Annotated in this window: 20 protein-coding genes and 3 pseudogenes; 12 read left to right on the plus strand and 11 right to left on the minus strand. The window is 66.6% G+C overall.

The features are described from left to right. Positions 1-21: 21 nt before the first annotated feature. Entirely contained in the window at positions 22-888 is an 867-nt protein-coding gene (locus tag Sm713_RS30965; RefSeq protein ID WP_212913279.1) for a fumarylacetoacetate hydrolase family protein, read from the plus strand. A gap of 118 nt (positions 889-1006) precedes the next feature. Here the strand turns inward: Sm713_RS30965 and Sm713_RS30970 are convergent, their stop codons facing one another. The 4 genes from Sm713_RS30970 to Sm713_RS30985 form a co-directional block, all read right to left on the minus strand. Further along, a complete protein-coding gene (locus Sm713_RS30970; RefSeq protein WP_212913280.1) occupies positions 1007-2224 on the minus strand; it encodes an ATP-grasp domain-containing protein in 1218 nt (405 codons plus the stop codon). 13 nt (positions 2225-2237) lie between these two features. Further along, a complete protein-coding gene (locus tag Sm713_RS30975; RefSeq protein ID WP_212913281.1) occupies positions 2238-3461 on the minus strand; it encodes an MFS transporter in 1224 nt (407 codons plus the stop codon). A 5-nt stretch (positions 3462-3466) separates the two neighbouring features. Next, the gene (locus Sm713_RS30980; protein WP_212913282.1) at positions 3467-4720 is read right to left on the minus strand and encodes an ATP-grasp domain-containing protein; all 1254 of its coding nucleotides are present in this window, start codon (positions 4718-4720) and stop codon (positions 3467-3469) included. Positions 4721-4794: 74 nt separating this feature from the next. Further along, entirely contained in the window at positions 4795-5709 is a 915-nt protein-coding gene (locus Sm713_RS30985) for a phytanoyl-CoA dioxygenase family protein (RefSeq protein ID WP_212913283.1), read from the minus strand. 509 nt (positions 5710-6218) lie between these two features. On the opposite strand from Sm713_RS30985, the gene Sm713_RS30990 reads away from it, so the two are divergent. The 5 genes from Sm713_RS30990 (at position 6219) to Sm713_RS31010 (ending at position 12373) form a co-directional block, all read left to right on the plus strand. Further along, a complete protein-coding gene (locus tag Sm713_RS30990; RefSeq protein WP_374196133.1) occupies positions 6219-8126 on the plus strand; it encodes a methylaspartate mutase subunit E in 1908 nt (635 codons plus the stop codon). A 105-nt stretch (positions 8127-8231) separates the two neighbouring features. Beyond that, on the plus strand, positions 8232-9119 hold the full coding sequence (locus tag Sm713_RS30995) for a TauD/TfdA family dioxygenase (RefSeq protein ID WP_212913285.1): 888 nt from the start codon (positions 8232-8234) through the stop codon (positions 9117-9119). A gap of 54 nt (positions 9120-9173) precedes the next feature. After that, positions 9174-9824, plus strand: a complete 651-nt coding sequence (locus tag Sm713_RS31000) for a cyclase family protein (RefSeq protein WP_212913286.1) — start codon at positions 9174-9176, stop codon at positions 9822-9824. A 153-nt stretch (positions 9825-9977) separates the two neighbouring features. Continuing rightward, positions 9978-10994 (plus strand): hypothetical protein, encoded by a 1017-nt coding sequence (locus Sm713_RS31005; protein ID WP_212913287.1) that lies wholly within the window; start codon positions 9978-9980, stop codon positions 10992-10994. A gap of 92 nt (positions 10995-11086) precedes the next feature. Beyond that, a complete protein-coding gene (locus Sm713_RS31010) occupies positions 11087-12373 on the plus strand; it encodes an ATP-grasp domain-containing protein (RefSeq protein WP_212913288.1) in 1287 nt (428 codons plus the stop codon). 88 nt (positions 12374-12461) lie between these two features. Here Sm713_RS31010 and Sm713_RS31015 read toward each other — a convergent pair whose 3' ends face one another. From Sm713_RS31015 to Sm713_RS31030, 4 genes are all read right to left on the minus strand, one after another. Beyond that, complete coding sequence (locus Sm713_RS31015) at positions 12462-13127, minus strand: TetR family transcriptional regulator (RefSeq protein WP_212913289.1); 666 nt, start codon at positions 13125-13127, stop codon at positions 12462-12464. A gap of 112 nt (positions 13128-13239) precedes the next feature. Then, positions 13240-14229, minus strand: a complete 990-nt coding sequence (locus tag Sm713_RS31020) for an alcohol dehydrogenase catalytic domain-containing protein (RefSeq protein WP_212913290.1) — start codon at positions 14227-14229, stop codon at positions 13240-13242. Positions 14230-14391: 162 nt separating this feature from the next. Then, positions 14392-14901 carry a response regulator transcription factor gene (locus Sm713_RS40865; protein WP_249416805.1) on the minus strand — a complete coding sequence of 170 codons (510 nt, stop codon included), beginning with the start codon at positions 14899-14901 and terminating at the stop codon, positions 14392-14394. 338 nt (positions 14902-15239) lie between these two features. After that, positions 15240-15392 carry a hypothetical protein gene (locus Sm713_RS31030; RefSeq protein ID WP_212913292.1) on the minus strand — a complete coding sequence of 51 codons (153 nt, stop codon included), beginning with the start codon at positions 15390-15392 and terminating at the stop codon, positions 15240-15242. A gap of 350 nt (positions 15393-15742) precedes the next feature. On the opposite strand from Sm713_RS31030, the gene Sm713_RS31035 reads away from it, so the two are divergent. Beyond that, positions 15743-16636, plus strand: a complete 894-nt coding sequence (locus tag Sm713_RS31035) for an MBL fold metallo-hydrolase (RefSeq protein WP_212913293.1) — start codon at positions 15743-15745, stop codon at positions 16634-16636. A 42-nt stretch (positions 16637-16678) separates the two neighbouring features. On the opposite strand, the gene Sm713_RS40870 is transcribed toward Sm713_RS31035, so the two are convergent. Both Sm713_RS40870 and Sm713_RS41805 read right to left on the minus strand, forming a co-directional pair. Next, positions 16679-17098, minus strand: a complete 420-nt coding sequence (locus Sm713_RS40870; RefSeq protein ID WP_249416806.1) for a hypothetical protein — start codon at positions 17096-17098, stop codon at positions 16679-16681. Between the two features lie 105 nt (positions 17099-17203). After that, positions 17204-17380, minus strand: a pseudogene (locus Sm713_RS41805) (helix-turn-helix domain-containing protein); the annotation flags it as partial. Between the two features lie 220 nt (positions 17381-17600). Between Sm713_RS41805 and Sm713_RS31045 the strand changes: the two are divergent. Next, the gene (locus Sm713_RS31045) at positions 17601-17864 is read left to right on the plus strand and encodes a hypothetical protein (RefSeq protein ID WP_212913295.1); all 264 of its coding nucleotides are present in this window, start codon (positions 17601-17603) and stop codon (positions 17862-17864) included. Between the two features lie 164 nt (positions 17865-18028). Here the strand turns inward: Sm713_RS31045 and Sm713_RS31050 are convergent, their stop codons facing one another. Next, on the minus strand, positions 18029-19099 hold the full coding sequence (locus Sm713_RS31050) for an alkene reductase (protein WP_212913296.1): 1071 nt from the start codon (positions 19097-19099) through the stop codon (positions 18029-18031). A gap of 279 nt (positions 19100-19378) precedes the next feature. Between Sm713_RS31050 and Sm713_RS31055 the strand changes: the two genes are divergently transcribed. From Sm713_RS31055 to Sm713_RS31070, 4 genes and pseudogenes are all read left to right on the plus strand, one after another. Next, entirely contained in the window at positions 19379-19996 is a 618-nt protein-coding gene (locus Sm713_RS31055) for a MarR family winged helix-turn-helix transcriptional regulator (protein ID WP_212913297.1), read from the plus strand. Positions 19997-20203: 207 nt separating this feature from the next. After that, positions 20204-21034: pseudogene (locus tag Sm713_RS31060) on the plus strand (IS701 family transposase); the annotation flags it as partial. A gap of 182 nt (positions 21035-21216) precedes the next feature. Then, positions 21217-22026 carry a transposase family protein gene (locus tag Sm713_RS31065; RefSeq protein WP_212913299.1) on the plus strand — a complete coding sequence of 270 codons (810 nt, stop codon included), beginning with the start codon at positions 21217-21219 and terminating at the stop codon, positions 22024-22026. Between the two features lie 18 nt (positions 22027-22044). After that, positions 22045-22350 (plus strand): annotated as a pseudogene (locus tag Sm713_RS31070) (IS701 family transposase); the annotation flags it as partial. Positions 22351-22586 lie beyond the last annotated feature (236 nt).

Below are 22586 nucleotides of genomic sequence, written 5' to 3' on the forward strand. Positions count from 1 at the left end.
ACCATCAGGAAGGAAGAAACAGTGCGACTCTGCACTCTTCGCACCGAGACCGGTGAGGACGTCGGCGTGTCGATGCCCGGCGGGATCACCACGCTGAGCGTTATCAACGCGACCGCGGGAACCCTGTACGGACCCACCATGATGGACATCATCCTGAAGGGCGAGACAGTGGCGCTCGCGGCCACGGTCGCCTCCCTGCCCGGCGCCGGCGTGCCGGCCGCGCAGGGGGAGCCGGTGTTCGGGCCCCTCTACCGGCACCCGCCGAAGCTGTGGGGTGTGGGCCTGAACTACATGCGCCACGCCGACGACCTGGGGGTACGGCAGCCGACCGACGCCCCCGGCTCCTACCTGCGACCGGCCTCCACGGTGATCGGATACGACGACGACATCCTGCTGCCCAGCCAGTCGGGGCGCGTCACCGCCGAAGCCGAGCTCGGCGTGGTCATCGGCACCACCTGCCGCGACGTGACACCTGATAACGCCCCGTCCGTCATCTTCGGCTACACCAGCCTCCTGGACATGACCGCCGAGGACGCCATCCGGGTCAACCCCCGCCACATCCCCTGGGCGAAGGCCTTCGACACCTTCTGTAGCCTCGGCCCCTGGATCGTCACCCCCGACGAGATCCCCGACCTCTCCTCCGTGCGGATCTCCACCGTCGTCAACGGGCAGACGATCGCGTCCAACCGGGTATCCGCGATGATGTACGACCCCCATTGGCTGGTCGGCTACTTCTCCGGCGGTATGGCTCTGGAGGCGGGCAGCGTTATCGCCACGGGTACGCCGGGGGCGGGGGTCGTTCAGGACGGTGACGTCGTCGAGGCGCTCGTCGAGGGGGTCGGCGCGCTGCGCAACCGGGTCCGGCAGGCGGCAGCACGCACCGAGTAGGGCGGCTTCCGCCCGTCGTCCACGGACGGCCGCCCCCTCGCCGCAATGGCCCCGCCTCGCCCTCGTCGCCTCTCGACAGTTCGGCCGTGTGGGTGCCGTCCGATCGCCGAACAGCAAATCATTCCGGGGTGATCGACGCGGTGATCTCGCTCTTGACCTCGGCGAGCCGGTCGACGACTTCACGGGAATCCTTGCCGCGGACGGCAGCGAACGCGAGCGCGTCCGATGACTGCGTGGGCTGCACGACGCGGTCGCCCGGACGGTAGGGCGTCGTGAGCTGGAGCAGCCAGTCGGCCCCCGGAAGGGTGCCGTACCCGCGGAAGCGACCCAGCGCCGGCGGGTAGATCATGGACCAGCCGGTCGCCGGCTGGTCCATGCCCGCCTGAGCACCGCTGTCCGGCACGTTGCGCCCGATCTGCGGCATGATGCTGGCAAAAAGCAGCGAAATCCCGTGCCGATAGCGGAAGGTGGCGTCTATTCCGGCACCACCGGGGCGGCCTCCCAGCTCGCAGAACACCGGCTCGCCGCGGTCATCGAGGAACGCTTCGAGATGCGCAGCGCCACTGAACCAGTCGATGCACCCGAGTACCGCGCGGTTGAACGCCAGCAGGAGTTCGAGGTCCGGTCCATCGTCGAGGGTGTGCGACCGGATCTGCCCGTTCAACGGAAAGGTTTCGTGTGAGTCCAGATACTGCGAGACAGAGGCGGCAACGGGTACGCCGTCGCGGACGACGCTGTCGACGTGAAACTGGCGACCCGTGATGAATTCCTCGGCCTCGTACCGGTCCGGACCGGCGAAACCTCGCCGCTGCAGGCCGATAAGCTCGTTCTGGTCACGGACGATGTGCACGCCCAAGGAATTGCAGCCGTGGACGGGTTTGACGACGATCTGGCCGAACTTGTCGAGCAGCTCTGTCGCCTGGATGGGTTCGGAGATTTCCGAGAACTCCGGTACCCGGATTCCGTGCGTCGAAAAGTGGTGCTTCATCGCCACCTTGTCGCGGAGCAGCAGCGTGTGCTCCGTTCCCATACCGCCGACGCCGATGGCCTCGCGCATTCGTGCCGCCGGCAGCAGCATCCGTTCCTGGGTCGCCACCACCCAGTCGAATTCGAAGCCACCGAGCAGGTCCGGCAGCGACACCGCAAGCTCGGCATGGGTGTCGATGTCCACGGGGATACAGCGGCTCACCTGCCCGGGAGCCAACCGGGCGATGTCGCGGGGCCGCGCGAGCAGTGTGATGTCGAATTCGTCCGGATGGAAGAAAGGGCTGCCATCATCGTGACGGTAAGCATCGTAACCAACATGGCTTATAAGGGCCACCCGTTGACGAGTCACGGCTCCTCCGTATTCATACCGAAATTGGTATTGACTCCGACACCTGATCCGATGCGACCGCTCTGGCTCTGATGGCCCGGTGCGCCAGCACGGACGCGATGGCGAGGAACGCCGCCGCGAGAACGAGCACCGCCCCCGGCCCGAGTGCCTCCGCGACCACACTGCCGATCGCCGCCCCGACCGCTCCGCCCAAGGCCATGAAGGAACTGATCCACGACAGGGTCTCCGCAGCCATGTTCGCCGGAGTCAGCTCGCCGGCTGTCGACCACAGGGCGACGAAACTGGGCCCCAGCGCGAGGCCCATGAGCGCCCCGGCCACGACCAGGAAGACCGTCCAGGCGAAGCTGGCCGCCGCCACCAGCAGGCTCCCCGCGCACAGCACGGCCAGCGTGACAGGCAACGTGGCCTTGGCCGACCACCGCGCCGGCAATGCTCCCAGCGTGAGGCCCCCCGCCACACTGCCCACCGACATGCAGCTGAGGAGCACTCCACTCATCAGCGGTGCGCCGTGCTGCTGCGCCCAGGCGGGAAAGGCCAACTCGATCGCGCGGACCGCGAGGAAGAAGGACATCGCCGCCGCCATGATCCTGCGCAGCACACCGTTGCGCAGCGGGCCCAGCCAGTGGCCCTCGGCGGACTGCGGCGGCCGGTGCGGGTGCGGCACCCTGCGGGTGAGCAGCAGGAGGGTCGCGATGGTGCCCAGCAGCGCGGAGGCGGCCAGGCCGGCCCAGGGCGCCACAACCACGACCAGGAAGGCCGCGACGGTCGGACCCACGATGAACCCGAGGTCGGCCAGCATCGTGTCCAGCGACAGGATGGTTGTCCGGAGCGAGCCGGTGGTCATCTCCTGCCACATCAGCCGGGTCACGATCTGAATGGGCGGGGCCGACACCCCCGCGACGAACGCGACAACCAATGTGGCGGCGAACGGCCCGTGCGCGCTCTCGTTCAGCACCAGGACGGTCAGCGCGAACAGATACGCCACGAGCGCCGGCCCCATCCCCCGGGTATAGCCGTGGCGGTCCATGAGCCTGCCCCTCAGCGGGAGGGTGGCTCCGGCCAGCGCGGACACCGAGACGACAATGGCCGCCTGGCCGAGGCCCCGGTAATGTGCGACCCCGAGCAGCAGAGCGAGCGAGAAGATTCCAGGCTTGAGCTTGCCGGCGACGGCCGCGAGCAGTGAGGCCCCGAATTTCGGCAGGGAGAAGAGCTCCCGATACGAGGACAAGAACTTCATCGGGATCAGCGGACCGGTTCCATCACTAGTTCCACGGTGTCGCGGACCGCGGCCAGTCGCTGGAGCAGCTCCTGGTAGTCCGGCGCGGAGACACTCACCTTGACCGGAATGGTCCGTATGCTGTCGGTCGTCGGCACGATGTCGCCCGCCTTGTACTCCACCACCACCTTGTCCACGCCGGGCAGCAGCTCCACCTTGTCCAGCCCGTGGATCTCCACCAGACGACCGGCCGGCCCGTCGTTGCGAATGGCGTTGGCGCCGCAGAAGCCGTCGAGTTTCACCGGCGCGGTCGCGATCTTCGGCACCTCGCCCAGCCGGCAGGCCAGTGCCTGGCGATGCGGGTCGAGATCGCTGTGCGCGATCCACGCGTCGATCATGGGGTAGGCGGGCAGGCGAGCGCCCAGTTCGATGAGGCAGGCCTCGCCGGCCGAGATCTTGATCTCGGTGTGACTGGGACCGATACGCACGCCGAACGTGTCGAGCACCAGCCGCACGTAGTCCACGGCGGTCTGCCAGTCCGGGTCGTCCGGGGGGATCTGCGCCCAGTCCCAGTAAGGGAACGAGTAATCCCGGTCGTCGGGCTGCCGGTATTCCCAGATGTCCACGACGTGGTGCGCGCCGTCGTGCGAGAAGAAGTTCACGCCCAGCTCACGGCCGCGCACGTACTGCTCGACCAACCAGGCCTGGACGGGCCGTCCGAAGTGGTCGGTCCGGTGCAGGGCCGAGAGGTCCTCGGCGTCCTGGGGCCGGCTCAGCAGCCGAGTGCCGTGCGACGCGGCACCGGTCGTCTGCTTGACGAAGGCGGGAAAGCCCACGACGTCCGCGGCACGGGCGATGCCGGTCGCGTCCTCGACGAGTACGTATCGGGGAATACGGACCCCCGCCTGTGCAGCGATCTCCCGCATCAGGAACTTGTCCCGGCGGGCGAGGGCGAGCCGCGCGCCGTTGCCGGGCAGACCGAACTCTTCAGCGAGCGTGTCCGCCTTGTCGACGGCGACGTCGAAGCCGGGCACCACCGCGCGGATGTCGGCGCCCAACTCGGCGAGTCCCGCCCGGATCTCGCCGAGTTCCGCGGCGTAGATGCTGACCGTGTCACCCACCGTGTGGTCCGGCCACCGGGTTTGGACGTGCTCGCGGGGCATCGTGTACACGGAGACCACGGCCATTCCGCGCTCGGCCACCTGGAATTTGAAACCGATGCTCGCGCCGACGGGGTCCATGAGCACGACGGCAGGTGTTCCGATGAGTGAGCTGGTCATGAATGTTCCTTGGGGTTTCTGGTCCGGACCGGGCCGTGTGCGTGGCTCCGCCACTGGCCGTCGGCGTTGTCGGCTCACATCGAGGAGCCCGTCGTGTCCTCCGTGCCGGCCTCGTGTGAGAAATATCCGGTGGACGACTTCGTTCCGTCGCTCACGTGGGAGCCTTCCTGCACCTGGTACAGGGAGTTGAACTCCGCCGCCGCAATCGGGAGTCGCCACAGGCCGGCCTCGCTGCGAACGGTCCTTGCCAGACTGCCGCGCACGAGCTTTGCCGTCGGCTCGTTGTGCGCGGCGTGTGGACCGTAGTAGACGGGAAGGGCGTCGGCCGCGCGGTAGGACGGGATGAAGACACGGCGGTACATGTCCGAGAGGTTCTTCTCCGACGAGTGCAGGAGAAGGGGGTGGATGAACACGACCGATCCCGCGACCCCCTCGCAGTCGATGATCGCCGAGTCGTCCAGGCCCACGTCCGCGGGCGACGAGACCTTCCCCACGAAATGGCCCTCCGACTCGTGGTCGACAAGGCCGTGCCGGTGTGAACCGGCCACTACCCGCAGACAGGCGTTTTCCCGAGTCGCGTCGTCGAGGTAGATCAGCGAGGCGACCAGATCGGTGTTCGTGTGGGGGTAGTACGCGAAGTCCTGGTGCCACTCGACGACGCTGCCCACGCGCGGCGGCTTCACATTGAGCTTCGAGTACTGAAGCACGATGTCGGGACCGATCAGCTGTTCCACCGCGTCGAGGAGCCGAGTGTCCTCCGCGATGCCGGCGAAGAGCTCGTCCCGCGAGGTCGGAGCCCAGATACGGCGAGCCTTTGAGCCGTCTTCCGGCTCTGCCTCGGCCACGCTGGCGAGGTTGGCGGAGGAGAGCAGGCCGTCGACGACGGATCGCGCCTTCTCGACCAGCTCGTCTTCAAATATCCCGTCAACGACGCAGAACCCGTTCTCACGGTAGAAATCAACCTGACTCTGGCTCAGGATGCTGTCCATCGAATAACCCTTCCGCATAGTAACGTGGTAGCTACCGCAGATTCTTACGGTCTAATTCGTACACGTTGCCCGGCACGTGCCGCAAGACATACCTCGCCATCCGGAGAGGCAGTTGAGCCACTTAATGTGCGCTTTTCTGCCGCGCTTCTGCCGGGCTTCTGCCGCTGACGGATGTGCACTTCTTGGCTAGTGTCGACGCAACACTTGCCCCGTACTTCTCCGCTTGAGGTATCCAATGTCAGTGACATCGCCGATGGTCGCGTTTCTGTTGCGTCGCCAAGACGGCCTCGCGGGTCTCCACTCAGCGCCTCATGGAACTGACGGATGAGTTCCGACCCGACAACAGGGACGACCGCACACCCGCAGGTGGTTGGTTCAAAGGGGCCTGGATTCCTCACTGCTACCTGTCGCCGAGCACGCGTGACGCACTGGTATGGCCCGGGTGCGGCAATCGGAACTGCCGCACCCGGGCAGCCGAAAGGTAACGGAGAAAAGCAATGAGATTGCCGATGCCAAGGTCGATCGTACTCGGCGGGATTGGCGCCGACGCTCATTCGGTGGGTCTCACGCTGCTGAAACACGCCATCAGCGAGGCAGGCCATGCGGTCCACTTCATGGGCACGCAGAACAACCTCGACGACTTTTTCAGGCACGCGGTCGACGCGGATGTCGTGATGATCTCCTGCATGGACGGTCACCTGCGCCACTATCTGAAGGAATTTCCGGACCTGCTACTCAGGTATCCCGACATCGATGCGATCTGGTATGCCGGCGGAAATCTCGACGTGGGCAGTGCCGAACGGATACGCGGTGAAGCGCGCCGCCTGGGCTTTCGACGGGTCTTTCCGACGTACGTCGATATTCCGACGGTTCTCTCGGTCCTGGCCGAGGATCTCCTGACCAGGCGTCCTGGGGTACGCGGCAAACCCGCTGCTCCCCCCTGGCCCACCCAGCCGGGCACGGCACCGCCCGACCAGCGGCTGACCGTGGTCGACCTGCAACGGCAGCGACCCGCGGTTCTGGAATCCTGGCCGACCGGGGCGCGTGCGAGGGACCTGGCGGACAACGCGACGTTTCTCCTCCGGCAGCCGTCGTTCGCCGGGGCGCATGTGCCGCGGCTCCGGGCGGGACGACCGTTCCTGGTGCAGCCGCGTTCAGGCGTGGCGCTCGCCGCCGAGCAGCGCGCGGCATTCGGGGCCCTGCGTCGGGCCGGCGCGGACGTGATGTCCTACCAGATCGATTCGCTTACCAGAAACAACGACTACCAGAAGGCCGGTGAAGGGATCGCGGAGAGCCGGGAACGTGGTGCCTCCACGCTCAACGGATTTCCCATGGTAAATCACGGGGTCGACATTCTCCGGCAGTTGATCGCTGAGGTGCGGACGCCGCTACAGACCCGCCACAGCACACGCGACCCACGACTCCTCTGCGAGATTTCGTCTGCCGGTGGCGTCACCGGTTTCGAGGGTGGCGCGATCACGTACAACATCCCATACTTCAAGGACTACTCGCTCGCCCAGTCGCTCAGAAGGTGGCAGTACGTCGATCGTCTGGTCGGCTTCTATCACGAGAAGTTCGGCGTGGTCATCGACCGTGAGTTCTTCGGAACCCTCACCGCGGTCCTGGTCCCACCAAGTCTGGCGATCGTCGTCAATCTGATCGAGGCGATGCTGGCGGCCGGCCAGGGCGTGAGTTCCGTTTCACTCGGATACGCCGAACAGGGCAATCGATCCCAGGACATCGCGGCAATCAGGGTCCTGCGCGAACTGGGCCAGAAGTATCTGGCCAACCTGGGATACCCGGGAATCCAGGTCAACATCGTCTTCCACCAGCACATGGCGGCATTTCCACAGGACCGGGCGCGGGCGACGCAGTTGATCGTGGCCTCGGCCGCCACCGGCCGGCTGTCGGGGGCTTCACGGCTGATCGTCAAGACACCGGTCGAGGCGACCACCATTCCGTCGGTGTCCGACAACCAGGAGGGCCTGCGCCTCAGCCGGCTGGGCGCGAGTGAGGCGAACGGCATGGAGGTGGACGAGCGAACGGTACGCGAGGAGGCCACCATCCTGCGGGCGGAGGTGGATCAGATCCTTGAGAGTGTCCTGGTGGCCGGCGGCGGCAGCCTCACGGACGGCGTGGTGAAGGCTTTCGCGCGTGGTTATCTGGACGTTCCGTTCTCGCCCAGCGTCTACAACCGTGGCGAGGTGCTGACGGCTCGGGACGTTCAGGGCGCGGTGCGGTACCTGAACACTGGTCAGCTCAGGTTGAGCGCCGATGTCATCGACTTCCATCGGAGCCGGATGAGCGAACGTCGCAGGACCGAGGAACCACCTGTGCGAAGCGACTGGCAGCTTGTCGAACGCGATGTACTGCGAATACCAAGGGGTCACTATCGAAGGTGGCCGCTTGACGCGTGAGCGTTATTCAGTCGTGCCATGGCGAACAGGGACTGTGGGCGGTCCGAGCCCGCAGGACCCCGGAACCAACCGGGCCTCGACCCGTCACAGAAATGGATAGTCAAGATGGCAAAGAAATTCACGATCCCCGAATTCACGATCCCGAGCTCCATGGCCTCGGGGCTGTTGGGGCGGGACATAGCCGCGGATACACCTCTGGACAAATGGCCGGAAGATCCGTTCCGGACGACCAGCGTTGAGATCAAGGCACTGGGTGGCGAGATGCTGGCAGCGATCCGCGGGGACGCGGGGGGCGCCATCGTGCGGGTCGACCCGGAGGGGCTCAGCGACCACGAAGTCTGCACGCTGTACTGGAACCTCTTCACGACGCTTTTCCGTCCGGTCCCGCAGTACAGCTCCGGCGAACTCATCTATCCCGTTGAGGTCAAGGCCGGAGCCGCGGAGACCAGTCACTACTCGAGTTCGAACAAGGCGGGCAACTATCACACCGATGGCACCTTGCTGCCGGAGCTGCCCGACGTTGCATTCCTGTTCGGCTTGTCCGCGGCGAGGGGTGGGGAGACGCTGCTGATGGACGTCAACAACCTGGTCCAGCAGCTTACCCGGATCAACCCGGCACACGTCGCCGAACTGAGCCGACCCGTGCCCTTCGACGTGAAGGACCAGATCGCGGGAATCCGAATCAAACGGCAGCCCGTGCTCAAGCGCACAGCGGACGGCTACGAGCTGCGTTATGTCCGCATGTACATTGAGCAGGCGTTTGCGGCTGAGGACATGCCGGTGCCGGCAGAGCTTCTCGCGGCCATGGACGATTTCGACGAGGTCTCTTCTGCTGCGGCGGGAGACGCGGAGGCCGTGCTGCTCGAGCGTGGCGTCGGCCTGCTGTGGGACAACCGGCGGATGCTCCACGGCCGCCGACCTTTCCAGGAAACCACCTCCAATCGTAGGCTGCGCCGAATTTATGGGGTCCAGGACGACGGGCGAGCCAATTAATCGGGGCAAGCCCACGCACGACATGATCCGAGAACGTGAAGGATGGAGCACCGCATGCTGCCCACAGTCGATCTCTCCCACCCGCTGGAACCGGGCATGCCGCACGCGCGTACGGTCCCGGCCCCCGAATTCAAATCCACCAGCACATGGGCGGAACACCGGATGCGGGTCATGCGACTGGACATGCCGACCCACATCGGCACCCACCTGGACGCGCCCTCGCACTTCGTCGAGGACGGTGCCACGGTCGACCAGTTGCCGCTGTCGACGCTGGTCGGTCCGGCCTACTGCCTCCAGGTACTGCGAGACGGCCCCGACCCGATCACGGCAGCGGACCTGAAGTCCGCCGTTGACCTCGAACCCGGTGACGCACTGCTGATCCGCACCGGCTGGGACGACCGCTACGCCGAACCGGCTTACGTGGACGGGCACCCGTACCTCGCGGTCGACGCCGCCGAATGGGCTGTGGCCACAGGGCTTCGGCTCATCGGCATGGACACGATGAGCCCTGATCTGCCGATGAGCATGCGTCCGCCGAACTTCCCCTACGACGTACACCGCACGTTGCTGGGCGCCGGCACGCCGATCCTGGAGAACCTCGTGCTGCGGGAGATCCCGGACCGGTGGTGCACGCTGTTCATCGGCGTGCTCAATGTCCTCGGCGGTGACGGCGCACCCGCGCGGGCACTGGCCATGTTGGACTGAAAGACAGGGCTGCCCAGAGGCAGTCGGGCCTGCCCATGCGCGCCTTTCTGCCGGGCTTCTGCCGCCGGTGGGTGTGCGTTTCTCGGCTAATGTCAATACCGCGCATTCCCCATTCTTCTCTGCTTGAGGTGTTCAATGTCAGAGACATCGCCGATGGTCGCCGTGGACGGGCGATCATCCAGTGTCGAAATCCTGGACTGCACGCTCCGTGATGGTAGTTACGCCGTGGACTTCAAGTTCACCGAAAGCACGATCAGGAGAGTGCTGACCGGTCTTGAAGGATCAGGTGTTCGGTTCGTCGAGCTGGGCCACGGAATGGGCCTCAACGCCGCCGACCGCACGTCTCATCCAAGCCGTGTTTCCGACGTACGGTGCTTCAGCATCGCTTCCGAGACGCTGACGAGCGCGAGTTGGGGGATGTTCTGCATCCCGGGAATCGCCGAGCTGGATCATCTCCGACAGGCCGTGGCCGCCGGCATGCAGTTCGTCCGAGTCGGAGTGGATATCACTGCCGTCGCACCGGCCGAGGCCTTCATCGCCCTCGCCAAGGACCTCGGCATCACGGCGTTCGCCAACCTCATGAAGACGAACGTGCTCGGCTCCGACGGTGTCACGGATGCGGTCCGGCAGTGCGCGGAGTACGGCGCCGATACGGTCTACCTCGTCGATTCGGTGGGCGGTTACCTGCCGTCGGATGTCACCGAGTTGTTCGAGAAGGTCGGTCAGTCGGTGACGATTCCGCTCGGCTACCACGGACACGACAACCTGACCCTGGCCAACGCCAACTCGCTCGCGGCAGTGATGAGCGGAGCACGGTTCGTCGACACGACGCTCGACGGCATCGGCCGCGGAGCCGGCAACACCGTCACCGAGACGTTCGCAGCGACCCTTCACGCCTGGGGCCATCGCAACACGTACGACTTCCGGGCCCTCGCGGAGCTGAGCGAGTCCGCCATCCGCCCGTTGGAGCGACTGCACGACGACCGCACGTACCAGCTCGTCGGCGGCCTCACTCGAACTCACTCCAGCTTCTTCCCGCTGATCAGCAGGTGCGCGAAGACCGCGAACGTCGATGTCTTCGAGTTGATGGCCGCAGTCGCCGAAATCGACCGGGTCCACCCCGGAGAGGACATGGTGCTGGCGGCCGCCAACGCCATGGCCGCGCGCTAGCGGCGTCGCTACGGGTGTGGGTGACGCCGTGCTCGGAGCCGCTCGCCGTCGCCCGCCCCCGATGATTCGCATCCCCGGCCTGAGGAGATTCTGTGGAAACGAATGACCCGGTGATCCTGCTGATCGACCCCGCCAGCAGAAACGGACCGGACTACAGGGCGGCCATACACGATCTTGGTTTCGCCGTGCTCTCGCTGTCCACAGGGGTGTCCACGGCCGCGAACCAGCAGGCCGGCCCCGACGGCGAGATGTCGCTCCAAGTCAGCGACGTGGACGACGCCGTCCGGCAGGTTCGTGCGGCTGGGGTCGACGTGCGCGCTGTCGTCCCCGCCCATGGGGCGAGCCTCCACGTGGCAGACGAGATCGCGGCGCGGCTCGGCCTGCCCGGGAACGACCCCGCTCTGGGCTGGGCGCGACTCAACAAGGCGGCGATGCGGGCCAGGGCAGCGGAAACGAGCGTCCGTATTCCGGAGCACCGGCTGGCCCACTCCCTCGGTGAGGTGGCGGAGGCCGCACGGGACATCGGCTTTCCCGTCATCGTGAAGCAGACGATGGGAACGGGGTCCTATGGCGTTTCTGTGATCAGTGACGCGGCGGCTCTGGACGAGGCAGGCAAGGTGTGGACGGTGGACCTGCTCGGCCTGCCGGTCACCGAATGGTTGGTGGAGCGCTACGTACGCGGGCGCGAGTACGCCGTGAACTTCTGTAGCGCCGACGGTGAGCACCGGCTGATCGACATCTGGGAGTACCGACGGCCCGACCACCGGGACTACGACTTTCCCCTGTGGGACATCATCCAGATCGACAGCGCCCATCCCGACCACGTCCGAGTGGAGCGGTTCTGTAGGCAGGTGCTCGATGCGTTCGGCATCCGCCAGGGGCCGGGCCACATCGAGGTCAAATGCAGTGGCGACGGAGACGACGTCTACCTGATCGAGCTCGCGGCCCGGTTCACGGGCGGACCTGCGGTGCCGATGTGGACGAGGCACTCTGACCTGCGGCCGTTCCACGACGCCGTGGAGTGCTACCTCGGCCGTCGTCCGAACATGATCGACGGGGATCACGGGTTCAGGGCTGTGCTCGGCTCCGTTGTCATCCGCAACGACGACGCCCCCGGCACGCTGGTGGCCGTGCACGGGCTGGATGAGCTGGGCGCCCTGCCCGGCATCGCTGATGTGCTCGTGGAGTTCAGGCCCGGCGACCATGTGCCGACCACCACCCACAACATGTGCATTCCGGTCAGTGCCTCGGTGCACGGGCCGGACCGAGCGACCGTGCTCCGCACCATGGCCATCGCTAGGGAGACGGTCAGGCTGGAGATCGCCCCCGACCCTGCCGAGCCGACCGTAGCGGCACCGGACGCTGTCGCCGCAGGCTGAGTGCGTCACCGACGCGATCGAGAGCCGTGCTCCTGACCGTGGCGGGCTGTGGGGGATCGAACAGCACGTCTGCCGGCCGTGGCTGCCTTCAGCTCGCGTCCGCAGATGCCCCCACCTGAGAGATTCCCAGGGCGAAAGCCTGTAGTGCGGCGGTCAGTCGCGGGGCGAAGTCGAGGGCGATATGGCCCCAGCGCGGCTCCTGCTCATAGAGTTCCGCGAGGGTGGCGGTGGGGTGGGACACCTGCCAGAAGCCCGCAGCCAGGGTGACGGACACGGCCACTAGCGTCTCGATCTGCTGGAGGGCCAGACTGCTGGCGTGCTCGAGCGCGGCGGCGATCTCGTCGCGGGCGGCGAAGGCGTTGGTCTTGAAGCGGCGGGCCCGTTCGATGTCGACGTCGCCTTCAAGCCTGAGGGCCACGTGGGTGAGCAGGTCGCAGAAGATCGGCAACCTGATCAGCGTCCTGCTGACCACTGCCGCGGTCTGTGCCGGAGTGAGCCCGGTCTGGAGCGCGATCTCAGCCTTGAGCGCGTCGCGCCACTGGCCCCAGCCCCGCTCGGCCAGCTCCAGAAACAGCTCCTCCTTGCTGGCGTAGTAGCGCCGCACACCGGTGCGGTGCAGGCCCGCGCGTTCCGTGACCTGCGCCAGCGTGACGTAGCGCACGCCCCCGAGTTCAAGCACCATCGCTTCGGCCGCGTCGAGCAGATCCTCTGCTCGACGGGCCTTGTCTTCGGTGGATCGGGCTCTCTGACGCACCCCAGGAGAATAACGCACCCGAAGATGCGTTTGCCCTGAAGGGTGCGTTGCGGTCCCGTTCAAACGCATTTGGACGCCAGGGGAACCAGCGGCGCTGACACTGCGGCCATTTTTACCGCTCGGGCAGGACGAGGATGATGCGGCCGTTGGCCGCGCGATCCTCAAGCCGGCGGTGGGCAGCCGCGGCCTGCGCGAGGGGGAGCAGTTCGATCGCGGTGTCCAGTAGACCGTCTACGGCTGCCTTCAGCGCGGCTTCGGCCGCAGGTTTGACGGCGTCGGGATGGGCCGGAATGTATTCGCCGGCGTTGAAGCCGGTGACGGTGTGGTTGCCGTACCAGACCTGGTTGCCATCGACCCCGTGGTTCCAGTCGCCGCTGGCGTTGCCGACCAGCAGGAGCCGGCCGAGGGGAGCGAGCAGGGCGAGGCTGTTCGTTCGGACGGCCCCGCCTACGGGGTCGATGATGACGTCGAACTTCTCGTCGCCCAGGGCCTCGGGCAATTGGGCGGAGTCCACGATCGCGTCGTACGGCAGCCTGGTTCCGGCGGCCGTGCTGAGCTTCTCGGCGCGGACGGTGCCGACCACCCGGCTGGCGCCCAACTGCCGGGCGATGCCGGGAAAGGCCGCCGCGAAGGCCCCCAGCGCGCCATGGACGAGGATGCTCTGGCCCGCGGTCATGCGGATGGCGCGGGTGAGGCCGATGTGCGCCATGATCGCCTTGGGGACGATGGCGACGGCGAGGGCCGGATCGATGTCGAAGCCTTCCATCGACACGACCTGCGATTCCCGGCCGACCCAGATGGGCGCGTACCCGCCCGACCCCATGGAGGGGAGTGCGACCACCCGCTCGCCAACGGTGAGGCCGGTGACCCGTGCCCCGACCGTACGGACAGTGCCGGCGACCTCAAGACCGGGGACGTAGGGCGGCGTCGGCAGCCCCTCGCGGTCCTTGTACAGCCCCTGCCGGATATGGACGTCGACGAGACCGACGGCCGCATGGGTGACGTCGATGGCGACCTGGTCGGGGCCCGGCGCCGGATCGGGGACGTCAGCGAGTGCGAGCACGTTCGGGTCGCCGAATCGGCTGACCTGCACAGCTTCCATGGTGGTTCTCTTCCTCGGATAGCGCACGTCGTGATGCGTTAAGTTGACCGTATCACCGTGCTGAGGCAGAACGCATCTTGAGGTGCGTTACGTGGCGATGCTGAATCCCGGTAGGCGCACAGGTGTGTTGGGCCCCGTCGGATACATCGACGGCCCGACCGGTCAGATGTAGCCCTCGCGTATGGCGTAGGCCACGGCGTGGGCGCGGTTGCGCAGGTTCAGCCGCGCCATGACGTCGTGCAGGTTGCCCTTGACGGTGCGTTCCGAATAGCTGAGCCGGTCCGCGATCTCCTTGGTGCTGAGCCCGTGCGCGACCAGCTCCAGCACTCTCAGCTCACGCGGGGTGGGCCGGCCTGCCACCACGGTGCCCACCTCGACACCCCGGGCCCTGCCCGCCCGCTGCGCCATCAACCGCCGCAGCAGGTCATCCGGGATGTCACTCTCGTCCCGCCAGGCCGCCCGGATGGCCTGGGCAAGCTGGACCTCCGTCGCCTGCCGCCGCCACACGATACCGCGCACCCCCGCCTCCAGGACCAGCTCCAACTGCCGCTCATCGAGCCCGTCCACCACGAGAACGACCCGGGCCCGGGAGTTCACCACCAGCTTCCGAAGCCGCACGCACGCAGCCGAGTCGAAGGCGTCCACCAACACCACCGCCACGTCCACGTCCACGTCCGCACCCGCCGCCACACCCACCGACCCACGCCCGGACCGCCGCACCACTGTCATGTCATACCGCCGGGCCAGATACCCCGTCACACCGGCACGCGCCAGCGGATCACCCTCACAGACAGCCACCCTGATCAGAGGCACAGGCGGCCTGAACAGGGAAAGGCCCTCCGGTACCTTCCGGCGGTCCGCACCCTCACGCTCCGAGACATCACCAGAGGCAGGATCGTGCAACACCACGTCGGCTTCTCCGGGGGGAGTCCTTCCGGCACCGGAGCTCGTCGGTGTAGTCATTGCTGTACTCACGGCGTCAAGTTAGGCAAGCACGCGATGCGCGGCCTCTACGGTGACCGGTCAGTGGTCATCAACGGCGGACTGTTCAACTTCGGCCGTCCAGCCGCCGTCCTGTATCTCTCGTCCGGTTCGACGGCCGACGTCCACGCGTTGTCCCGGACGTCGAGGAGGGCGTCGTGGGCGGCGTCGGCGATGGTCATGCCGACCGAGGATGCAAGCCGTGACCGCGCTGGGCGGCGGCGGGCGCGCGGCCGGTGGCTGCCGGCGGCCCCGGCCCTCAGTGCGGTCACGGGTGCTTCCACTTCGGCGCGGCAACGAGACGATCTTCCCGCTCGCCGTTCTCGCCGTTACGGCGCAGGCCGGGACAGGTACCTCGCCGACGTGCGCGAGAGCCACGCTTACTTTTTTGTGCGTACTGCCTGCGTCGCCCGACACCGCCTACGCTGTCGACAAGCCGGAATTCATGGAGTTGTCCATGGGAACGCAATTGAGGAGACCGTGCCGCTTGTCGCACTGTAGGTGTCCTCACCGGCAGGTGAAAGGAAGACCTGTGGCCGCACAAGCCGCTTCGCTTGCGTCGATCGATGTCGGATCAATCCGCCTGACCTACATACCGGACGGCGTTACGCACCTCCGGCCTACCTCTCAATTTCCGAACACAACGCCGGAGTTGTGGGCCGAGCGGAAGGATTCCCTCGACGAGGACGGCTGGCTCGTCATGACACTCGGGTCCTTCCTCGTCGAATCGGGTGGCAGGACGGCTCTGATCGATCTGGCCTGGGGTCCGGAATCCATCGAGATGCCGCCGACCGAGGGTGGAGCACCAGGAGGGGACGTTGTCGGCGGAGCCCTGCTGGACAATCTCGCCCTCCTGGGCGTTCAGCCCTCGGACATCGACATCGTCATGTACACCCACCTGCATCCGGATCACACGGGATGGGTCGTCGACCCTGAGTCCGGTCAGTTCACCTTTCCCAACGCGGTGAACGTCGTGGCCTCGACGGAATGGAAGTTCTGGCACGAGGCCTCCGAACCCGGAGCGACCGGTCTCGGCCCGCGTCCGGAACAGTCAGCGGTGATGCGCGAGCACCTCAGGCTGGTAGAGGACGGCGACAGCCCCATCGACGGGGTCCAGCTCATGCTGACCCCCGGGCACACGCCCGGACACACTGCGTTCGTCGTCGCCTCGGAGGGCCAGCGCGCCATCATTCCCGGTGACGCGATCCACTGCCCGGCGGAACTGCTGCTGCCGGAATTGCAGTTCGTCCATGATCACGACCCGGCGCTCACTCGGGCGGCGAAGTCGCATCTTCAGCGGGAGTTCCTCAAGCCGAACACCATCGTGGCGGGAGGTCATTTCCCAGACCCGGTCTACGGTGTTTTCCGTGATGATTCTGACCAGCGGCGGCTGATTCCGGTGCGCCGCCTCAATCGCAGGTCATGACGCCCGACGAACGGACTCCGGCACATCGGGTTTCCCAGGTGGTCATCGCTCGGCGCCTGTGCGAGCCAGCTGCTTGACGATACGGGCGACCATACGGTGGGTCGCCGCGATATTCGCCCCTGAAACGGCCACCCCACCGGGGAGCATCAGCCAGACCGCACCGACATCGTCAGATGAAAGGCGCAGGGGGGCCGCAATACAGTTGATTCGCGGGTTGGCCCCGCCTGCGTCGACCACCAACTGCATGTCGCCGCGGTGTGCCTGCTCATGAGCGCGGATACAGGCCACTCTGCCTGCCACGAGGCCATATCTGGTCAAGGTCCGGCTGTCGACGATCATCCCTGGGATCGGTTCGTGAACAAGATGACGTGCTCCGGGGAAAACTTCGACGACCATGCTCTGGCCTGCCATCTCAACGCTGAGTGCGACCAGGCCTCCGGTGGCGACGGCAAGATCCATCATGGGCCTGCGGGCCACCTCGCGTAGACGTGGCTCCGCTGGAACTGAAGCTCCCAGTTCCACGAGTGCGGGACCGGGCCGCCAGCGGCCGGCTGTCCTCTCGGCGGCGCCGACCTCCTCAAGCTGTGCGAGAAGCCGGTGCACCGTTGTCCGTGGCAAACCGCAATCTCGCTGGAGTTCACTGACGCGGGCATGTCCAAGGCGATGGAGTGACGTAAGCAACTGGAAGGCCCCGCGGATGACCGCACGTGATGCTGGGGTCACTTCGGGGTCGTTCGCAATCACAACTGCAACCTACTACATCGCATCAATGTATGGCCTTGGCATCTATGCGTGGGGCACACAGGACACGCAATTGAACATAGAGCCGTCCGTCGATGTTGACTACTGATCGGTTATCGAGTGAGGCCGTGGTCCGGGTGTCTGCCCGAATCGATGGTCAGGAACACAGAGGCGATATTCGGGGTAAGCGCTGCACGCCCAGGCCGCCCAGGGGTGCCTTCACGTGCGCGTCCGGCTCCACCCGGTGTCGCGGGTGCTCGGAGGCATGATCCTGGAGGAGGGGCGCAAGTACGTCGACGAGCTCCAGCAGCTCGGGACGCCGGTGCTGGCGGACGTGGTGCCCCGGCGCTACGACGAGCTGTTCGCGTTCACGGACCGCTGGGCGACCAGGGGCCGCAGCTACGACCTGCGGACGATGTGCGGGGTTGGTCCTTCTGGTCGGGTGCGGCTGGGTCGTGGTTGCTCGCGCAGTTCCCCGCGCCCCTGATCGGCGGGGCTGAGCATGCTGCCCACCTGCGGGAAGGCGCCCGAAGGGGGCGCGGGGAACTGCGCGCTCAGCCCCCATCCGGCAGTCAGCCGGGACGCAGACGGCAAGGGGCTGGTCGGACCGTGCTCAGGGGCGCGAAAAGCGGCCTCCGGAGGTCTCCGCGGTCAGGTGGTGAGGGTGGGGTAGTCGGTGTAGCCGCGGTGGTCGCCGCCGTAGAAGGTGGACGGGGCGGGGGTGTTGAACGGCCCGCCGGCGGCGAGACGGCGCGGCAGGTCGGGGTTGGCCAGGAACAGCGCACCGAAGGCGACCGCGTCCGCACTGCCGTCCTCGATCAGCTTCAGCGCGTCGGGCCCGGTGACGTCGGGTTGGGTGAACGGGTTGAGGACGAACGTGCCGGCCCACGCCTTACGCAGGTGTGCGGTCAGCGTCCGGTCCGAGCTCTCCACGAGGTGCAGATACGCCAGGTCCAGGCCGGCCAGCCGGTCCAGCAGCGCGGTGTAGGCCTTGGCCGGGTCGCCCTCGGACATGTCGTTGTACGGGTTTCCGGGCGAGATCCGCAGGCCGACCCGGTTGCCGCCGATCGCCTCGGCCACGGCCGCGGCGACCTCGACGGCGAACCGGATCCGGCCCTCGACTCCCGCGCCCCAGGCGTCGGTGCGCAGGTTGGTCCGGGGGCCGAGGAACTGGTGAATCAGGTAGCCGTTCGCACCGTGGATCTCGACGCCGTCGAACCCGGCCTCGATGGCGTTGCGGGCCGCAGCGGCGAAGTCCGCGACGACCTGCCGTATCTCCGGCTCGCTCAGCTCCTTCGGTGCCACGAAGTCCTTCGGCCCCTCGTACGTGTGGACCTGGCCCTTGGCGGCCACGGCCGACGGACCCACGGGGACGAGCCCGTCGGGCAGCAGGCTCGGGTGGCTGATCCGGCCGGCGTGCATCAACTGGGCGAAGATCACCCCGCCTTCGCGGTGCACGGCGTCGGTCACCGTCCGCCAGGCCCGCACCTGCCCCGGCGTGTGCAGGCCGGGGGTGTTCGGGTAGCCCTGGCCGGCCGCCGTGGGCTGGATGCCCTCGGTGACGATCAGGCCGGCGCCCGCGCGCTGCGCGTAGTACGTCGCCATCAGCTCCGTCGGCTCCGCGCCGGACCCGAAGGCGCGGTTGCGGGTCATCGGCGCCATCACGACGCGGTTTGCCAGGGGCTTGCCACCCAGGACGATCGGATCGAAAGCAGTGCTCATGGCCTCTTCCTCGCGTTGCTCGCCTTGATCGCGTTCCTTGCGGTGAGTGGTGCTCCGCGGCTTGGCGGTTCACCACCTCCACCACATTTGCCTGTTCGGACAGGTAATCGCGATACCTGTCCGAACAGGCAAATGTCGGTGACCCATTCCTGACAGGGGAAATGACCTGCGTCACAGGCCGCCGTTCGGCTCTTGTCCCCGGGCGTCCACGCTGGCCAGCGGATGTCTCGAGGCCGGGAGGTAGAGTTGACTGATCGGACAGGGGAGCGAGGAACCGCGATGGTGCAGTCCACACCGGAGCCCCGGAAGGAGCGCTCGCAAGAGTTCTCAGGAGAGGCTCGGGAAGCCACCGTGCCCCTGCCGGCCGCGGCGAGCGGGGGGCCTGTCAGCCATGCGATCTTCCGCCTGGCCCGGCTGCACCGCATGTTCGCGGGGCAGCTGCTGCGTCGCATCGGCCTGCATCCCGGCCAGGAGCTGGTCATGATGCACCTGTGGGAACTCGGCCCTCAGAGGCAGGCCGACCTGGTACGGCTCATGGACTCCGACGCCGCCACCATGACCCGCAGCGTCCGGCGTCTGGAACAGGCCGGCTGTGTCTGCCGCCGCCCCTCACCCACCGACAAGCGCGCATCGCTCATCGAACCCACCGCTGCCAGCCATGCCCTGCGCCGCGAGGTCGAGCAGGTCTGGAGCCGGCTCGAAGACCTCGTGACGGCCGGCCTGTCCGCCGAGGAGCGCGAGACGGCCCTACTCACCCTGGGACGCCTGGAGCGGAATCTCCTACGGGCCACCGCCGAGCCCGCAGGCACTGGCGCAGACGTGGACACAGGCGCAGACGCAGAAGTGGACGCGGGCGCAGACACGGATGATGGAGGTCCGAGCGCGCTGCCCCGATGAGTTCCGGCCGGGTCCCGAGGTGCCGGTGACCGTCGTACACGCTGAACACGTAAGACGGCCCTACGCGTACGACGCCGCCCGGCACGAGACCCCAAGGTCGCCATCACCACCACGCCGAGTGACCACCGCTAGTTCAAGAAGAACGCTCCGGACTAGTACTGCAACGACACTCCGTGACGTGGTGCGCGTGGCGTCGTTGACTTCTTCGTGGTGGAAGAGGTAGCTGACGGGTGGTCAGGGGCGTTCGATGACTTCGTGGCGCGGTTCGCAGGGCGCTTCGGGCGGGTGGAGCCGCGGCGGCGGATGGTGTCTTATCTGCGGGGACTGCTGAGTGAGGCGGAGCGCAAGAACGGCTGGACGCTGGCTGAGGCCGCCGGGGACACAGGTCCCCAGGGGATGCAGCGGCTGTTGAACCACTACTTGTGGGATGTGGATGCGCTGCGTGACGACGTCCGTGACGCGGTGGTGGAGCATATCGGGGATCCCGCGCGGGGGGTGCTGATTCTTGACGAGACGGGATTTCTGAAGAAGGGGGTCCGGTCGGCGGGGGTGGGCCGGCAGTACTCGGGGACTGCCGGCCGGATCGAGAATTCCCAGATCGGGGTGTTCCTGGCCTATGGGTCCGACCGGGGGCGGGCGTTGATCGATAGGGATCTGTATCTGCCGAAGGACTGGGCATCGGATCGTGAGCGGTGCCGGGCGGCGGGTATCGGTGACGAGGTCGAGTTCGCCACCAAGCCGGACATGGGATTACGTATGCTGCAGCGTGCCGTGGATTCCGGCATCCCCTTCGGGTGGGTGACCGCGGACGAGGTGTATGGCCAGACGAGCCGCCTGCGGCTGTGGCTGGAGGAACACGACATCCCTCATGTTCTCGCGGTCCCGAAATCGCAGATGGTCATGACCATGGAATTCTTCGGCCAGGCCCGCGCGCACAAGCTGGTCAGTGAGCTTTCCGACGCCGCGTGGACGCTCCTGAGCTGCGGTGACGGTGCTCATGGCCCGCGTGAGTATGACTGGGCGGCGGCCCCGATCAGGCCCTGGCGGCGAGAAGGCTGGGACCACTGAGGTTTTCTCAGAGAAATGATCTTCGCGAAGCGTTGTGAACCGCTCGCCTCGGGGTGGATCGGACGAACTCATCCTGGTCGTGAGCAGACGTAAAGCCCCTGGTAGGACAGGTCTCACCACAAGAACTCGTCCGACCCACCAGAGGCTTCACGTTGGTCACCTATGTTGCCACGCTCGATGTTTCGCGCCATGTCGTGGATCACCTTTCACGACTGCTGGCCGCCCACCGGCGACGGTTGGGCACTCCGCGGGGGTCGCGGGCGCTGGGTCCGTTCCGTCAGGCCGTGCTGGTGCTGCGCTGGTTCCGCGAGCAGGCGTGCGTGCACTGTCTGGCCCGCGACGCCGGGGTCTCCCAGGCCACCGGCTACCGCTACCTCCACGAAGGCATCGACGCGCTGGCCGCCCAAGCCCCCGACTTGCACGACGTCCTGAACCGCTGCCGGCGGGAAGGAATGACGCACGTGATTTTGGACGGCACACTCATCGAGTCCGACCGTCTCGCCGGCGTCCGCGACAACGGCAACGACCTGTGGTTCAGCCAGAAGCACAAGGCGTTCGGCGGCAACGTGCAGTTCCTGTCCTCCCCGAACGGCACCCCGCTGTGGGTCTCCGATGTCGAGCCCGGCTCCACCCCCGACATCACAGCGGCCCGTATCCACGTCCTGCCCGTTCTGTACAAGGCCGCCGCCGACGGTTTGCCGACTCTTGCCGACAAGGGTTACATCGGCGCCGGAATCGGCATCCACATCCCGGTGCGCCGCCCCCAGGGTAGATCTGAGCAAGCCCTCCACACCGATACCCGAACTACGAACACCCTGATCAGAGATCTGCGCGCCCTCGGCGAACGCGCAGCCGCCGAACTCAAGGAACGCTGGCGCGCGCTCAAGAAGGTCTCGCTCAGTCCCAGCCGGATCGGCGACATCGCCCGTGCCGCACTCGTCCTCAACGGAATCTTGAAATGATCTTCGTTGAGAAAACCTCACTGGCTGCTGGCACGGCGCAGCCTCACGGATCCCACGGACATTGCCTACTACATCTGCTTCTGTCTCGCTGGGACTTCGCTGGACGAGCTTGCCCGAGTCGCAGGATCGAGGTGGATGGTCGAGGAGTGCTTCCAGACCGCGAAGAACGAAACGGGGCTCGATCACTACCAGGTCCGCGGTTACATCGCGTGGTACCGACACATAACCCTCTCCATGGCCGCCCTTGCCTTTCTCGCCATCCTGCGGGCAGAGGCAAAAAAGGGGATCCACATACCGGCAGCGACCAATCCCTCATACCCGTGACCATGAACGAGGCCCGGCGGATCTTCAATCGCATCTCTTCTCCTATCCGTCACAGCATCCAGCACCTGCTCGCCTGGTCTCTATGGCGGAGAAGAAGTCAAACCCGGTCCCGCATCAGCCACTACAAACGCAGAGGACATCACGGAGTGTCGTTGCAGTACTAGAGGTCCACTACCTCCGAACGGGTCGCGAGATCCGGCTCCAGGTGACCGTCCCCGCCGCAACGGCTCGGGAAC

The sequence above is a fragment of the Streptomyces sp. TS71-3 genome, from assembly GCF_018327685.1.
In the GTDB taxonomy this organism is placed as follows: Bacteria; Actinomycetota; Actinomycetes; order Streptomycetales; family Streptomycetaceae; genus Streptomyces.

Excerpts from the sequence above, each read along its gene's own strand:
- Sm713_RS30975 (WP_212913281.1), bottom strand. The coding sequence starts at position 3,461 with ATGAAGTTCTTGTCCTCGTATCGGGAGCTCTTCTCCCTGCCGAAATTC.
- Sm713_RS30980 (WP_212913282.1), bottom strand. The coding sequence starts at position 4,720 with ATGACCAGCTCACTCATCGGAACACCTGCCGTCGTGCTCATGGACCCC.
- Sm713_RS30985 (WP_212913283.1), bottom strand. The coding sequence starts at position 5,709 with ATGGACAGCATCCTGAGCCAGAGTCAGGTTGATTTCTACCGTGAGAAC.
- Sm713_RS30990 (WP_374196133.1), top strand. The coding sequence starts at position 6,219 with ATGCCAAGGTCGATCGTACTCGGCGGGATTGGCGCCGACGCTCATTCG.
- Sm713_RS30995 (WP_212913285.1), top strand. The coding sequence starts at position 8,232 with ATGGCAAAGAAATTCACGATCCCCGAATTCACGATCCCGAGCTCCATG.
- Sm713_RS31000 (WP_212913286.1), top strand. The coding sequence starts at position 9,174 with ATGCTGCCCACAGTCGATCTCTCCCACCCGCTGGAACCGGGCATGCCG.
- Sm713_RS31005 (WP_212913287.1), top strand. The coding sequence starts at position 9,978 with ATGGTCGCCGTGGACGGGCGATCATCCAGTGTCGAAATCCTGGACTGC.
- Sm713_RS31020 (WP_212913290.1), bottom strand. The coding sequence starts at position 14,229 with ATGGAAGCTGTGCAGGTCAGCCGATTCGGCGACCCGAACGTGCTCGCA.
- Sm713_RS31030 (WP_212913292.1), bottom strand. The coding sequence starts at position 15,392 with ATGACCATCGCCGACGCCGCCCACGACGCCCTCCTCGACGTCCGGGAC.
- Sm713_RS40870 (WP_249416806.1), bottom strand. The coding sequence starts at position 17,098 with ATGATGGATCTTGCCGTCGCCACCGGAGGCCTGGTCGCACTCAGCGTT.
- Sm713_RS31050 (WP_212913296.1), bottom strand. The coding sequence starts at position 19,099 with ATGAGCACTGCTTTCGATCCGATCGTCCTGGGTGGCAAGCCCCTGGCA.
- Sm713_RS31055 (WP_212913297.1), top strand. The coding sequence starts at position 19,379 with ATGGTGCAGTCCACACCGGAGCCCCGGAAGGAGCGCTCGCAAGAGTTC.